Source organism: Micromonospora sp. NPDC048170 (genome assembly GCF_040652795.1).
GTDB lineage: Bacteria > Actinomycetota > Actinomycetes > Mycobacteriales > Micromonosporaceae > Micromonospora.
Genome location: NZ_JBEZMR010000010.1, coordinates 79,597 through 94,466 on the forward strand (window position 1 = coordinate 79,597; position 14,870 = coordinate 94,466).

A 14,870-nucleotide genomic window follows, 5' to 3' on the forward strand; every position below is an offset into this window, starting at 1 on the left:
CAGCACAGACAGCACGAGAAACATGAGATTGGAGCGCCGAGTGACGTACACGGCTGACGTACCGAGTTCCTCGGATCAGGTTGGCAGAATCCGAGACGCCCTCGTTGATCGGCTCATCGCTGACGGCATGATCACCTCCTCGGTCGTGGAGGCGGCGTTCCGGGCGGTGCCGAGGCACGCGTTCGTGCCCGATGGCACACCACTCGCGATCGTGTACGACGTCGACCAGTCGGTGATCACCAAGACGGATGAGCACGGGGCGCACCTGTCCTCGGTCAGCGCCGCGTACATCCAGGCGCGCATGATCGAACAAGCCGGTGTCGAGCCCGGGATGCGGGTACTGGAGATCGGCTCGGGTGGCTACAACGCAGCGCTGCTGGCCGAGGTCGTGGGGGCGGACGGGCACGTCGTCAGCGTGGACATCGACGCGGACATCACCGACCGCGCCAAGGTCCTGCTGCGCGAGACGGGCTACGAGCACCGGGTACGGGTGGTACAGACCGACGCGGTGCACGGCGTGCCCGGTGAGGGCGTGTTCGACCGGATCCTTGTCACGGTCGGCGCGTGGGACATCCCTCCCGCCTGGCTGGAGCACCTCGCCCCGAACGGGGTGATCGTGGTGCCGCTGCGGATGAACGGCGTGACCCGGACGATCGCGTTGCGCCGCGACGGCGACCATCTGATCAGTACCTCCAGTGAGGTGGCGGGGTTCGTGCCCCTGCAGGGCGACGGTGCCCGGCCCGAGCGGATCTTCCGGCTGCCCGACCGGCAGGGCCGGTTCGTCAGCTTGCGCTTCGACGTCGGCGCCCCAGACGACGTTCGTCAGCTGGATGGGGTGCTGGACACCGAACGCAGCGAGGTCTGGTCGGGAGTCACGGTCGGACACAGCGAGTCCTTCGCGGATCTTCACCTGTGGCTGGCCGGATTCCTGCCTGGTTTCTGCCTGCTCGCGGCGGGCGATGGCACCGAGCTGGCTGCCGAGCGTCGTTGGTTTCCGTTCGGTGTCGTGCGCGGCGACTCTTTCGCCTACCTGGCCTGGCGTCCGGCTGAGGGTGACTCGGGTGCCGAGCTCGGGGCCCGTGCCTTCGGGGCACACGGTAAGGACGCCGCAGCGGCGATGACGGAACAGATCCAGGCCTGGTATCAGCGGGCCCACCGCAGGCCGGCACCGACGTTCGCCTACTGGCCGTCCGGCACCAACGCCGGCAGTACGCCGGCCAACGTGGCGGTGTTGGCGAAGACGTACGGCCTGCTCCAAATCTCCTGGCCGACGGCGAGCTAGCCGCCCTCGGCCGGGTGTGCCCCACCCCTGTTCACTATTCGAGGAGCGTGAAGACAATGGCCCCGCCGCTGCTGGAACTCGATCGCACGGATGTCCCTACCGCCGCCACCGACGACGACTTCGTGCTCGACATGCGGGTCGTGGAGTCCACGACCCCGCTGGTGGTCATGATGTGCAGCACGAGCGACGGTTGCGGCAGCAGCTGCAGCACGAGCGCCTGCACGACCAAGTCCTGCGACCCGGTCTGATCCAGGCCGCCCGATCCCGACGATGCCGTCGGCGCCCGCCCGGGCGCCGACGGCGCGGTTTCTTCGTTGAGGGGACGACCTCGTGCCAGCTCCGCCCATCTTCCGTAGCGCCGGCGTGATCATGGTGCGCGCCACCACGGATCCCGGCGATCTTGATGTGCCTTCGCAGCTGGACCTTGCCAGCGACAACGCGGTGCTGCGTGAAGGCCTGCCATGGCTGATGCGCACGTGGGCTCGCGCTAACGTCCGGGATGCCGTCACGCTGGCGAGCCCCGCCCTCGCGCAACAGCTTGACCGCATCAGCGCGGGTCCCGACACGGTGACGGCCAAGGTGGTTCGGCGGGCCGTCATCTCCGTCGCCGGCTACCTGCTGCGGTGGCAGCGGCGGGCGACACCGTTCGGTCTGTTCGCCGGCGTCACGATCGCCACCACCGGATCCGGCAGCGTGCAGGTCGGACGGCGCCACCATACGGTGGCGCGGGTCGACAGCGAGTGGCTGGCAGCCGTGATCAATCGGCTGGAGCAGCACCCGCAGCTGCGCCGTCGCCTGCGGGTGATTACCGACAACACCGGCGTTGTCCGTGACGGCCGGTTCATCACCGCCCGCCGGGCCGACCCGGGCGGCGGCAAAGCGGTCCCGCTGCGCGACGCGTCCGTGCGCTACACGGCGCCGGTGAGAACGGCGCTCGCCAGCGCCGCCGATGGCGCCCGGTATGACGAACTCGCCGCCGAGTTGGCCGAGCGGTTCCCCACGGCCCGGCCCGAACAGATCACCACCGTCCTGGACAACCTGTTGCGGCAGGGCGCTCTCATCAGCGCTCTGCGCCCGCCGATGACCGCCATCGACGGTCTCACCCACGTGATCGAGACAGTGACAGCCGCTGGCGGCGAGCAGTTCGGCGACGTCGCCGCCGTGCTGCGCGACCTGGAGACGGTGCGGCACCTGATCGAGGAGCACAACCACCACGACGACCCACGGCAGGCGACCGCGGTCCGGACCTCGCTCGCACAGCGGATGCGCGGAGACGTTGCCGCCAGCCAGCACACGCTGGCGATCGACACTCGCCTCGACGCTCAGATCCGCGTTCCCGAGCAGGTGCTGACGGAAGCTGTCGAGGCGGCGCATGTCCTGCTGCGGGTCAGCACCAAGCCGTTCGGGTCGACCGCCTGGCAGGACTACCGATCCCGATTCCGGGCCCGCTACGGCCAAGGCGCGCTCGTGGCGGTGCGAGACCTGCTGGCCGACTCCGGGCTCGGCTACCCCACCGGCTACCTCGGTGCGCCCCGCGCGCACCCGAGCTGGCGCAGCGTCAACGAACGCGACGCGACGTTCCTTGCCCTGGTGCACCGGGCCGCGCTCGACGGACGCGACGAGATCGTCTTGACCGACGCGGATGTCGAAGCGTTGACCGTGGGCGAGCCGGCAGACGTGATACCGCCGGCACGTATCGAGCTCGGCGTGACCGTTCACGCCGCATCGATCGACGCCCTCGACCGGGGGGACTTCCGGCTGCGCTTCGCCGCGGCGCCGGGCTCGCCGACGAGTATGGTCGGCCGCTTCATCCACCTCTTCGACAACTACCAGCAGACCCAGCTTCAGGCCGCATGCGCGCCAGACGCGCCGTACGGCGACGCGGTGGCGGTGCAACTGTCGTTTCCGCCGCGTCGCCCGCACAACGAGAACGTCACCCGGGTCCCCCAGCTCCTGCCCGACGTCGTCGCGCTCGCCGAACACCCCACCGGTAACCCGATCAGCCTCGACGACCTGGCCGTCACCGCCGACGCCGACCAGATGTACCTGGTGCAGATCTCCACCGGCCGCAGGGTCATCCCCCACATCCCCCACGCACTCGACACCATCGTGCAAAGCCCTCCGCTGGCACGCTTTCTCGCCGAAGTCGCCGACGCGCGCACCGCGATGTTCGGCCCGCTCGACGTCGGTGCCGCCCGCACGCTGCCGTACCTGCCGCGCGTCCGTTATCGCCGCACGATTCTCGCCGCCGCACGATGGCTCCTCACCAGCGACCACCTGCCGTCGCGAGACGGCCACGGCTGGGAGTCCGCGCTGCAGGCGTGGCGACAGCACTGGCGGGTCCCCGCCCGGGTCGTGCTCTGTCACGGCGAGTTCCGCCAGCCGTTGAACCTCGATGACCGGCTCGACCGGGCGTTGCTGCGCCACCGGCTGGCACAAGCCGAACGGGTGGAGCTGCGAGAGGACGCCCAGCCCGACGATCACGGGTGGATCGGCCGCGCCGCAGAGCTGCTGATCCCGATGCTCGCCGTCGCGCCCGCACGCCGGCCGCTGCCGTACCTCGCGCCGCCCGGCCGGCTTCAGGTGCCCGGCGACGCGGGCGTGGTACAGGCGCGGCTGGCCGGCAACCCTGCGCGTTTCGACGACATCATCCGGCACCTCGCGTCGTTCACCGCGACGCTGGAGGGCACGGTGCACCGGTGGTGGATTCGGCGCCAGCGCGACCTGGTCCGCATGGACGCCGACCAGCATCTCATCGTCGTGCTCCGGCTGACCGAGCGCGAGCACCACGCGGCGGTCACCACGGCTCTGGCCGCGTTCGCCGCCGACCTCGCCACCCGTGGCCTGCCCGGCCAGTTGTCGCTCGTGCCGTACCAGGACCATCCCGGCCGCTACGGCTGCGACGAGGCGCTCGCCGCCGCCGAGGACGTGTTCGGCACCGACACCACCTGCGTCATCGCCCAGATAGCAGCCGCCGCCAACCTCAACCTGCCGGCGCAGGCGCTGGCCGCCGCGTCCATGGCCCGCCTCGCCGCCGCGTTCGCCACCGACGACACATCGGGATACCAGGCCCTGCTCCAATGCCTGCCACAGCAGACCGGGCCGCTGGACCGCGCACTGTGCGAGCAGACGCTACGACTGGTCGACCTACCTGTCGACGGGCGGCAGCCACCGCCACACCCCGCCGGTAAGGCGGTCATCGACGCGTGGCGGGCCCGCGACACCGCCCTGCGCCGGTACTTCGACGCCCTCGCCGCGCAGCGCGACCCCTCCGGTGTCCTGCCGACCCTGCTGCGTGACCACCACATCCGTGCACTCGGCGTCGATCCCACCTTCGAGCAGAGCACCAACCGTCTGGCTCGCGCCGCCGCGCTGCGCGCCCTGGCCCGAACCGCCCAGCAATGAACAGGCCAGCGACCACCACCAGTGCCGAAGCCGGGACGCCAACGATGGACGGCCCGGACGCCGCCCGCCAGTCGCTGGCCACCGGAGCGGCAGGCATCGCTCTGCTGCACCTCGAACGGGCCCTCGCCGGCACCGGATCCTGGGCAGACGCGCACGCGCAGATCCGGGCAGCGGCGACCGGGCCACTCGACGGCGGCCAGCACACCGGCTTGTACTACGGCACCCCCGCCATCGCGTTCCTTCTGCACCGCGCCGCCGGAGCAGACGACCGCTACCACACCGCGGCGGCGACCCTCGACGAACACGTGGTACGGCTGGCACGCCGCCGCCTCACCGGCGCCACCGCCCGCCTGCGGCACGGTGGCGGCGGCTCACTCGGCGAATACGACCTCTTCTACGGCCTCACCGGCATCGGCGCACTGCTGATGCAGCGCATGCCCCACAGCGACACCTTCGCCGATGTGCTGCGCTACCTGACGGTGCTGGTGCGCCCACGTGAGCAGGACGGCCGCCTACTGCCCGGCTGGTGGGTGACCCACGACCCCGACCCGACCCTGCCGACACCCGGCGGGCACGCCAACCTCGGTATGGCGCACGGGGCGGCGGGAATCCTCGCCCTGCTGGCCCTCGCCATGCGTCACGGCCACATCGTGGACCACCACGCCGAGGCCATCGACCACCTCACCCAACACTTCGACCGATGGCGCCAGCACGACGTCAACGGCGGCAGTTGGTGGCCACAGTGGCTCACCCTCGACGACCTCCACACCGGTCGCGTCAGCCAGCCCACACCGGGCCGGCCGTCCTGGTGCTACGGCACCCCCGGCATCGCCCGCGCACTCCAACTCGCCGCGATCGCCACGAACGACCCGGCCCGCCGCGCCGACGCCGAACACGCCCTCGCCACCTGCCTCACCGACCGCCACCGAAGCCGGCTCACCGACCGTGGCCTGTGCCACGGCCTCGCCGGTCTCTACGCCACCGCCCACCACGCCACCGCCGACGCCCTGGACCCCGCCCTCCACCACCAGCTACCCGCCCTGGCCACCGCCATACAGACAGCCGCTCACCACCACGACCAGGACGGCAACGCCGGGCTGCTGACCGGCCACGCTGGCATCCACCTGGCCGCCGAATTCGCACGACACGGCACCACCCACACCGGATGGGACACATGCCTGCTGATCACCTGACCACCCCACTGGCCGCCAGCGTGCTCACCGTGCTCGCCGGCACCCCCCTGCAGACAGTCGCGGCGACCGCAGCCATCGATCCCGCCGACCTCGCCGACGCCGTCGACACCTACCACCGTGCCGGCCGCGCCGCCCTCGCCGACGCCGAACACGCCGACGGCCCCTGGTACCAGGTACGCGTAGAGTTTCCCGACTGGAACACCGCGGAGACGACCGCGGTCACCTCGCTCGGGCCCCGCCTCGACCGCCTTACGAACGAGGGCGTTTGCGGCGGGTGGTGGTTCCTGCGCAAACACCCCTGCTGGCGCCTGCGCTTCGCCCACGGACACGTCGACGCCGTGAACCACGTCCTCGACGACCTCACCACCACCGGCGAACTCACCAGGTGGTGGCCCAGCCTGTACGAGCCGGAAACCGTCGCATTCGGCGGCACCTCCGGCATCCGCATCGTGCACGACCTGTTCTGCGCCGACAGCCACGGCGTCCTCACCTACCTCCGCCAGCCACAGCCAGCCGTCGGCCGCCGCGAGCTGTCGCTCATCCTGCTCGGCGGTCTTCTCCAGGCAGCCGGCCTCGACTGGTTCGAACGCGGCGACGTCTTCGCACGGGTCGCCCAGATGCGCCCGATCAACCACATCGCCGACAGCCGACTCGACGCGCTCACCGCCAACGTACGCGGGCTGCTCACGGTAGCGCCCTCCACGGACAACTCCCTGTTCGAAGCCGACGGGGTAATTCCCTTCGCCGCGCCATGGCACCGCGCGTACACCGAAGCCGGACGCGCCCTCGCCGCCGCCGCGACAGCCGGCACCCTCCACCGCGGCCTACGAGCCGTCACCAGCCACATCGTGATCTTCCACTGGAATCGACTCGGGCTACCCGCCCACACCCAAGGCGTCCTCGCCCGCGCCGCACTCGAAGCGTTCCTGCCGCGGAGCTGACCATGAACACCGCCCTCGACCCCACCACCATCCGCGCCGCCGTCCGCCGTTTCCCACTACTCGGCCGACCCCGACCCGCATGCCCCGCCCTGACCGACCGTGTCACCGAAGTCGCCGAACTCGCCGAGACGGCTGCCGCGCACCACGACAACGGCATGGCCGAAGCGGCCCACGCCCTGAACAAAGCCGCGCTGATCGCCAGCGACTGCGGCCTGCCGAACCTCGCCCACCAATGGTGCTGGGACCACATCAACATCTACCGGCAACGCGGCACACTCACCGCCCTACAAGCCAGCTACCTGCTCGAACCCGTCCTCAATCTCGCCCGCCTACAGATCCGCGCCGACAACGGCCAGCCCGCACTACACCTGCTTCAAGCGATGTACCAAGCCATCACCACAGGCACCAACCTGACCATCGACGGCCGGACACTGCCACTGACCAACCTGACCGGCACACGCGACGATCTCGGCAAGCTGCGCCAGTGGACCTGGCTGCAACACCTCAGCGAAGGCATCCGCATCCTCGCCCTCGCCGGCCGGTGGGACGACGCCGTCATACACGCCAACGCACTCAACGGCATCGGCGGTCACCTCATGGAGGGACGACAAGCCACGATCATCGCTCACCTCCTGCGCGGAGACACCGACACCGCCCGCGTCATCCTCGATGACAGCACCAGCACCCAACCGTGGGAACAACATGTCGGCTCATGCCTCACCGTAATGTGCGCAACACCCGCAACGGCCAACTCTGATATGTCCGCCATGGTCGAGCAGTTCCTAGCACAGGAACCCGTCACCGACTACGCCGTCTATCGAGCCCGATGGGGCCTCACCGCCGCCACGCTGTCCAGCAGACACGACGAAGCAACCGCTCAACAACTCCTGCGTCACGTGGCCACCGAGGTCCTCGAAGCACCCGACGGATACGCCGCCCGGGAAGTCCTCGCCCACCGCACCGCCCTGCACCTCAACGAGCCACATGAGCACGCTCTCGCCCACATCACGACAACAGCCGGTCTCAGGGCCGGCTCAATGCCCGAGGCAACCCTGCGAACTCTCCGCGAAGCAGTAAGAATCGCGAGCGATGCCCTGACATGCTCCGTCGGAAGCTGAGAGAAATGGGCGGACCCGAGTACGGCACAGCCTCCGCGTCACGCCGGGCTTCCATCACGCGATTCGGAACGCTGTGATGTATACCCCATTGAAGCGGCCAACCTCGGCACGGCGCCGGATCTATCAGACCCTCGTGCGACAGCCCGAGAGGCACTGGACGGTTCGCACACTGAGCGACGCACTGGCGATGCACGCCTGCGTCAAAGAAACAGCCGTCCGCGACACGATCAACCTGCTGCTGAGCCTGCGATTGGTTAATCTGGTCCCGCATCAGCGAGCGATAACCGTCAGCCTGACCGCCACCGGCGAACGAGCCCTCACCGTCGCGCTGCGCCGCGCTCAGGCGCAAGAGCGATCGTGACCAGCGATGCCTGTCGGCTACAACGTGTGGGGCATTCTCGGCAGCGGTGGGGCCACGTCTCCGTCGGCTCCCGCGCCTACCTCGGACCGACCGTCGGCCCCGCGCAGGTCTTGGCGCTGGCGGTCCTTCGTGAATCGTTCGAGCAGGCGGCGCGGCATGACGACGACTGAGGCAAGCTACGGGAGACTGGCGCCGATGGGTTTCCGGCTGTGGCACGGCGTCGAGATCGTCGCACTCGACGTGGAAGGCAGCGGCGCCCAGGACCGTGGCACCGAGGCGATCCTGGAAGTGGCCATCGTTGCCCTCGCAGACGGGCGGCCCGACCTCGGTCAGGCGTTCACGTCGCTGGTCAACCCGGGACGGCCGATACCTCAGCGGCCCTGGCTCTCTCCGGGACTGACCAACGCCGTGCTCGCCGACGCACCGCCGCTGGAACAGATCGCGCCGAGACTACTCGAGCTGGTCGAGGGCCGGTGGGTGGTGGGGCACAACATCAACGTGGACTGGCGGCTGCTGAGCAGGTACCTGCCCTCGCTTTGCCCGGCGGGCCTGCTCGACACGCTGCGGCTGGCGCGGGCGCTGGACTTCCCCGAGTGTTCTCTGTCGGCGCTGGTGGACAGCCTGCGGCTGCGCGAGACGGTGCAGGCGGCGGCCGGAGGCAGCCAGCCACACCGCGCTTACTGGGACACCGTCGCGACCGCCCACCTGCTACCGGAGCTGATCTCCCGGCGGTGGCCGGTGAAGCCGCCGACTTTCGAGAGCCTTCGGCTTGCGGCCGGCGTTGCACTCCCTACGGGGACAGCCGACCAACCTGACCTGTTCGGCTAACCCACGCCCGAACCACCCCGTATGTCCCGCCTGCTCACCGCTGCGCTGAGCACCAGGTGGTGTCGGCGTACGGGTCAACGTGTCCAACCGGCTACAGCCGAACGTGCACAGGTCCGTCACGACGTTCAACGGTTCGGATCCCGGAGGACCGGTGCCCTCTGCCCTCGATCTGGCCATCGACTTCAACGACTACCGCTGCCCGAGTCGGGCCCAGATCGCGATTACTGAGGGTGACTGTCGTGGCGTCTGAGCCGCCGCGCGGATCGCGGCATGTGCGGATGTTGCCGGTGCGGTCAGTGGTCTTCGGCGTAGTGGGAATGCACGGCGGGTTGTCCGGTGTAGTTGGCGCCAGCGCGATCGTCAGCACCGAGGTAGCTGTATGGGAGGCGGATCTCGCGGCGGCCGGTGCAGCTGATCCGGCGGTGCCGGGGGTCGTAGGAGAATCCTTCGGCACGGAGTCGGGCGGTGAGGCGCTGCCCGGCGGGTCGCCCGTCCGGAAGCCGGATGCTGGACAGGTCCAGGTCGGCCACGAGCCGGCCGGTGGGCGTCAGCCAGCCGGCCGCCCGGGTCAGGACTGCGAGCTTGTCTCCGACGTAGTGCAGTCCGTGCAGGCAGGTGATCAGGTCGAACGTCCGCGTCGGTGCCCAGTTGGCGACGGACCCGCAGATCAGCTCCAGGTTCGAGGGCGGTGACGGTAGGGGATCGAAGGCGTCGACCAGGTCGACCCCGACGAGGAGTGTCCGCTCGGTCAGTCCCGCCATGCGCAGTTCCCCGGCAGCCTGGATCAGCGCCCGACCGGTGCCACAGCACAGATCCAACCAGCCAGCGGCTGCCGAAGGCTCGGCCCGACCGGCGCCGACCAGGCCGGCGGCGAGAACGTCAAGAGGATTGAACCCCAGCTCCCGGGTGTAACTGTTGACCCCGGACAGCTGCCGCTCGCGGTTCATGGCACAGTTGGCCACCACCGCCGACTGTTCCAAGGCGTCGTTGTCAAGCAGTTCGAGATCGGCGCGCTGGTCAGACACGGCACCATCGTCCCAGAGACAGCAAACTGAACCTTGACCAGCGGCAGGTCCGGATACGCCTAAGCGGTGCCCGTTCCGGCCCTCGGCGGAAGGAGGACGCTTCGTGTTGTGCGCATGCGCCTGTCAACCTGATCCAGCGGACGTTGGGTTCCGGGTCGGGAGGGCTGAACTGTGGGTATCGCGTGGCGTGATTCGCCCGAAGAACTGGTCGTGCTGTTACGCCGACACGGCCTGACTCCGGACCAGGTAGACAACGTCGAGGCGGCGTGGAAGGCGTTCCGCGAGTTTCTTACCCAGCCGGTTGACGGCCTGGAGCCAGGGCCGGACAGCGACGCCGACGGCTTCATCGTTCAGTGGGGCCGGTACAGCTGGCACGATCAGCTCCCCAGCCTGAGCTTCACTCGTCAGCTCGCCGTCGACGTGCGAGAAGCCTGGACCGAGACCGACTGGTACCAGCCAGAATACTGGCAGGTGAGCCTGGACCTGGTGTTCCCTGACGCACCCGTGCTTGCCGATCTCGACCGGCTCAACGTGCAGAACACCGGGTTCGACTTCAGTCCACCCGGCCCCGAACGAGACCGTGCGATCGGTGAAGCGGCGTGGGAAGTACAGCACTACCCCACACTGCAAGCTTTGTGGGCAAGTACCCCCTTGCGCAGCGCCGTCACGCTGTGCCGCGCGGACTGATCACCCGAGCGCCGCAGCCAAACTCCGCCGAGCCGATCACCACTGGTCGTGCTCTGTCTGCGGCAGAAGAGGATGTCTACATCGATCAGTAGAGCCACCGGTCGAGCACTGCGGGCCAGAAGTGGGTTGCATGGTCGCCGTCCCCGAACGCGGGCGGGTCAAAAGCCATGATCCGCTCCAACAGGTCGGCGAGCTCCGCGAGTGCTTTCTCTTCGGCCTGTCCGTCTTCGTCCCAGCGGCCGATGACGGTTGAGCTGGTCAGCCAGCTACCAACCATGTGCAGCGAACACAGCCAGTGGTTGATCGTTGGGTTGACGAACCAGGTGCTGCCGTCCGACGACCATGCCTGCACCTCACCGGTCCCCGGCGCGGCACTGTACACCCAGTCCAGGTCGTCGGGGTCTGCGAGCGGTGGAGTGTCGGTGGGCACGGGTAGCGTTGTGCGCTGTGAACGCTCGAGAGCGGATCCAGGAACTCGCCGACCAAATCGTGGTGCTGCGTGATGCGTACTACCGGGGTTCGCCGCTGGTGGCGGATGCCGAATACGACGCGATCGAGGACGAGTTTCGGGGGCTGGTCGACGCGAAACCGGAGTGGGTGCCCGACCCGAACCCGCTGGAGCAGGTGGGCGCGCCCGCGGTGCTGCACACACCGATCCGACACTCGCGGCCGATGCTGTCGCTCGAGAAGGCGACCCGGCCCGAGCAGGTCGCGGCGTTCTTCGCCCGCTTCCCGGGCCAGCCGGTAGTGGTCATGCCGAAACTGGACGGGCTGTCACTGGCCCTGGTTTACGAGAACGGGCAGCTGGCTCGGGCGATCACCCGAGGGGACGGGACGACGGGCGATGACGTGACCGTCCTGGTACGGGCGCTGGTCGACGGGGTGCCGGAGCAGCTCGTCGTGCCGGGCCGGGTTGAGGTGCGCGGCGAGGCGGTGATGCTGCGCTCCACGTTCGCCGCCTACAACACCGCACACCCGGACCGGCCGCTGATCAACCCGCGCAACGCCGCCGCGGGCACCCTGCGCGCGAAGGACCCGGTCGTGGTGGCCGAGCGGCGGTTGCGGTTCTTGGCCTTCGACCTGGACACCTCTGATCCCGGTGGTGTCCGGACGGATCTGGAAGACGGGCTGCGGACCCTGGGGTTCACCGTCGCCGACATGAGGCACTGCACCACCGCCGACGCGGCGCAGGCGGTGATCGCAGCGATCGAGGAGCGGCGCAACGACCTTGACTACGATCTGGACGGCGCCGTGTTGAGGCTGGCCAACCGCGACGCCTACGCGGCCGCCGGTACCCGGTCCAACTCGCCTCGTGGTGCGTTGGCGTTCAAGTTTGCCGCTGAGGAGAAGACCACCGTGCTGTCCGGTGTGGTCTGGGACGTCGGCAAAACCGGCAAGATCGCCCCGGTCGCCCAGCTGGAGCCGGTATTCGTCGGTGGAACGACGGTCACCCGTGCGACACTGGCCAACCAGGAAGTGATCCGCGCGCGCGGGATCAAGATCGGGGACACGGTGCTGGTACGCCGCGCCGGCGACGTGATCCCGTTCGTCGCAGGCGTGCTCGACGAGTCCAAACGCACGGGCGCGGAACGGGAGATCGTGCCACCCACCGCGTGCCCGTCCTGTCAACACCCACTGACCGAGCAGGGCGGCAGCCGCGAACTGTTCTGCACCAACGTCGGCTGCCCGGCGCAGACCGTACGGCGGCTGATCCACTGGGCGTCACGGGCAGCGGCGGACATCGAGGCCGTCGGCCCGGTGTGGATTGAACGGCTCGCCGAGGCCGGTGCCGTCGAGCACCCGTCGGACTTCTACACTCTGACCAAGGAAAGACTGCTGGAGTTCGACCGCATCGGCGAGGTCTCCGCCACCCGCATGATCGACTCGATCGATGCCAGCCGCCGGGTGGGGCTGCGCAGGGCACTGATCGGGCTCGCCATCCCCATGGCCTCCGAAGGCACCGCCACACGGCTGTGCCGTGCCGGGTTCGGCTCACTCGAAGAGGTCGCCGACGCGGGCGAGGAACGACTCGTGGTCATCGACGACATCGGCCCGAAGGTTGCCGCGTCCCTGATCGAACATCTCACCCGACTGAGGCCCGAACTGATGCGGCTGCGGCAGCATGGGGTCTCCCTGGACGTTCGCGACGAGGACCTCCCACCCGTCATCGCCTCCGACGCCCCACTAGCCGGCAAAACGGTGGTGATCACCGGCACGATCAGCGACCCCCGCTCCGGCGAGAAGGTCCCCCGCCCCACCTTCCAACGTCTCTGCGAGAAGGGCGGCGCCACCACCGCGTCCTCGGTCTCGGCGAACACCGACCTCCTCATCACGGGCGCCGACGTCGGCGCCAGCAAACTCACCAAAGCTGAGAAAAACGGCGTCCAGATCATCGACCAGAGCGAGATCTGGCAACAACTGATCACAGCCGGCATCGCCTGAAACAGCCCCGCAAGGACCAGCCGCGATCCTCACCCAACGACGTGCCTGAACCGACCTCCAACGTCGAGCCAAACGGGAGCAACCCTGGCCGGAGCGCGACCGAGGTTGCGCATCCGCACCTCCGTCACGCACCGTGACGCCCGGTCGGCGGTAGAAGAGTGAGCCGCAGTACCTGGCGGCGGCTGATCCTGCTCTCCGAACTGAAGGCGCGGCCGGCCGGCCTTGAGGACTGGGTCAGGCGCGGGTGGCTGGTTCGGTGGGCTTCGTGGTAGGGCCGTCGCTCGGTTCACCGTCGGCTGGCTCGGTCTGTGCTGCGTCGGCAGCGCGGGCGGGGGCTACCGCCTGCAGCCGACGGACGTCCCGGCTGGCCAGCATGCCGAGGACGGCGAGCACCACCAATGTCGCCATGATCAGCAGCGTGTCGCGGGTGCCGATTGCCACGGCGACCGGTCCGACCGCGATCTGGCCGAATGGGATGGCGACCCATGACCCCAACATGTCATAGGAATAGACGCGGGCCAGTCGGTCGGCCGGGATGTGCTGCGCCATCGACGTGTCCCAGGCCACCGCGAACTGCTCGACGGCAATGCCGACCGCCACTGCGGCCGTCAACAGCACGACGATGGTGGGCGCCAGGGCCAGCCCCAACAGCAGGAACGACTCGGCGAACATGCAGGCCACCCCGAGCAGCAGCAGCCGGCGAACCCGGATGCGCAGGGCGATCAACCCGCCCACGACCATGCCGACGGTTTGCGCCGCCAACACCAGTCCCCAGGCGCTACGCCCGATCGTCTCGTCCGCGACGGCCGGGCCGAGCACGTTCACGCCGCCAGCGAGGGCCGCGTTGAGGACCATGAAGCCGAGCACCACCACCCAGACCCAGGTCCGCGCGGTGAATTCCGTCCAGCCCTCACGGAGGTCGGCAACGATACTCGTGCGGGTGCTCTTCGCCGGCGAGGCAGCGACCCGGACTCCGGTAAACGCGACAGCCGCGATAGCGAAGGTGAGCGCGTCGATGGCGAGGCCCCACCCCGGCCCGACGGCGGCCACCAGGAGACCGCCGAGCGAAGCGCCGCCGATCATGCCCGCGTTGATGCCGAGCCGGATGAGCGCGTTGGCCGGCTGGATCAACTCCGGCGGCACGGTCTGCGGCGTCGCGGCGGCCGAGGCTGGCTGGGACAGGGCGCTCACGATGCCGTTGGCCGCACCGAGCGCCAGCAGCAGCGGGATCGTCGCCGTGCCGGTGAGCACCAGGGCGGCCACCACCGCCTGGGTCATCGCACTCAGCACATTGGAGCCGACCAGCACCAGCCGGCGCGGAATCCGGTCAGCTATCACCCCACCGAAGAGCACGAACAGCACGGTCATCAGCGACCGCGCGCCGACCACCAGGCCCAGGTCGCGCACCGAGCCGGTCATATCAAGCACGGCGAAGGCCAACGCGATGGGAGCGACACCATTGCCCAGCATGTTGACCAGCCGGCCAGCAGCCAGGTATCGGAACGCGCCATACCGCAGCGGAGCCAGCATCAGCCCTCCATCCAAAACAGGCAGCATCAACGTGGAGCGGTTCGAGGGCACCAAGCCG

Annotated in this window: 13 protein-coding genes; 10 read left to right on the plus strand and 3 right to left on the minus strand. The window is 69.2% G+C overall.

Annotation, left to right across the window (positions count from 1 at the left end):
* Positions 1-22: 22 nt before the first annotated feature.
* The 8 genes from fxlM to AB0D32_RS16005 all read left to right on the plus strand — a co-directional run bounded on the left by fxlM (position 23) and on the right by AB0D32_RS16005 (position 9,128).
* The gene (fxlM, locus tag AB0D32_RS15970; protein WP_357090186.1) at positions 23-1,282 is read left to right on the plus strand and encodes a methyltransferase, FxLD system; all 1,260 of its coding nucleotides are present in this window, start codon (positions 23-25) and stop codon (positions 1,280-1,282) included.
* Between the two features lie 56 nt (positions 1,283-1,338).
* A complete protein-coding gene (locus AB0D32_RS15975) occupies positions 1,339-1,530 on the plus strand; it encodes an FxLD family lanthipeptide (protein WP_357090377.1) in 192 nt (63 codons plus the stop codon).
* Between the two features lie 82 nt (positions 1,531-1,612).
* Positions 1,613-4,687, plus strand: coding sequence for a lantibiotic dehydratase (locus AB0D32_RS15980; RefSeq protein ID WP_357090188.1), 3,075 nt, complete (start codon positions 1,613-1,615; stop codon positions 4,685-4,687).
* A 44-nt stretch (positions 4,688-4,731) separates the two neighbouring features.
* On the plus strand, positions 4,732-5,880 hold the full coding sequence (locus AB0D32_RS15985; RefSeq protein ID WP_357090190.1) for a lanthionine synthetase C family protein: 1,149 nt from the start codon (positions 4,732-4,734) through the stop codon (positions 5,878-5,880).
* Positions 5,862-6,821, plus strand: coding sequence for a thiopeptide-type bacteriocin biosynthesis protein (locus tag AB0D32_RS15990; RefSeq protein WP_357090192.1), 960 nt, complete (start codon positions 5,862-5,864; stop codon positions 6,819-6,821). Before AB0D32_RS15985 ends, AB0D32_RS15990 begins: the two co-directional genes overlap by 19 nt.
* Positions 6,822-6,823: 2 nt before the next feature.
* Complete coding sequence (locus AB0D32_RS15995) at positions 6,824-7,939, plus strand: hypothetical protein (RefSeq protein WP_357090194.1); 1,116 nt, start codon at positions 6,824-6,826, stop codon at positions 7,937-7,939.
* Positions 7,940-8,072: 133 nt separating this feature from the next.
* Positions 8,073-8,300, plus strand: coding sequence for a hypothetical protein (locus AB0D32_RS16000; protein WP_357090196.1), 228 nt, complete (start codon positions 8,073-8,075; stop codon positions 8,298-8,300).
* A 195-nt stretch (positions 8,301-8,495) separates the two neighbouring features.
* Positions 8,496-9,128 (plus strand): 3'-5' exonuclease, encoded by a 633-nt coding sequence (locus tag AB0D32_RS16005; RefSeq protein ID WP_357090198.1) that lies wholly within the window; start codon positions 8,496-8,498, stop codon positions 9,126-9,128.
* Positions 9,129-9,421: 293 nt separating this feature from the next.
* Here the strand turns inward: AB0D32_RS16005 and AB0D32_RS16010 are convergent, their stop codons facing one another.
* A complete protein-coding gene (locus AB0D32_RS16010; RefSeq protein WP_357090200.1) occupies positions 9,422-10,153 on the minus strand; it encodes a class I SAM-dependent methyltransferase in 732 nt (243 codons plus the stop codon).
* 171 nt (positions 10,154-10,324) lie between these two features.
* Here AB0D32_RS16010 and AB0D32_RS16015 point away from each other — a divergent pair, with 171 nt between their 5' ends.
* A complete protein-coding gene (locus tag AB0D32_RS16015; RefSeq protein ID WP_357090202.1) occupies positions 10,325-10,840 on the plus strand; it encodes a hypothetical protein in 516 nt (171 codons plus the stop codon).
* An 85-nt stretch (positions 10,841-10,925) separates the two neighbouring features.
* Here AB0D32_RS16015 and AB0D32_RS16020 read toward each other — a convergent pair whose 3' ends face one another.
* Positions 10,926-11,270: an SUKH-4 family immunity protein gene (locus tag AB0D32_RS16020; protein ID WP_192581368.1), complete on the minus strand. Its 345-nt coding sequence runs from the start codon at positions 11,268-11,270 to the stop codon at positions 10,926-10,928.
* Positions 11,271-11,287: 17 nt separating this feature from the next.
* Between AB0D32_RS16020 and ligA the strand changes: the two genes are divergently transcribed.
* Positions 11,288-13,282 carry an NAD-dependent DNA ligase LigA gene (gene ligA / locus AB0D32_RS16025; protein ID WP_357090379.1) on the plus strand — a complete coding sequence of 665 codons (1,995 nt, stop codon included), beginning with the start codon at positions 11,288-11,290 and terminating at the stop codon, positions 13,280-13,282.
* Positions 13,283-13,516: 234 nt separating this feature from the next.
* Here the strand turns inward: ligA and AB0D32_RS16030 are convergent, their stop codons facing one another.
* The gene (locus tag AB0D32_RS16030) at positions 13,517-14,812 is read right to left on the minus strand and encodes an MFS transporter (RefSeq protein WP_357090205.1); all 1,296 of its coding nucleotides are present in this window, start codon (positions 14,810-14,812) and stop codon (positions 13,517-13,519) included.
* Positions 14,813-14,870: the final 58 nt, after the last annotated feature.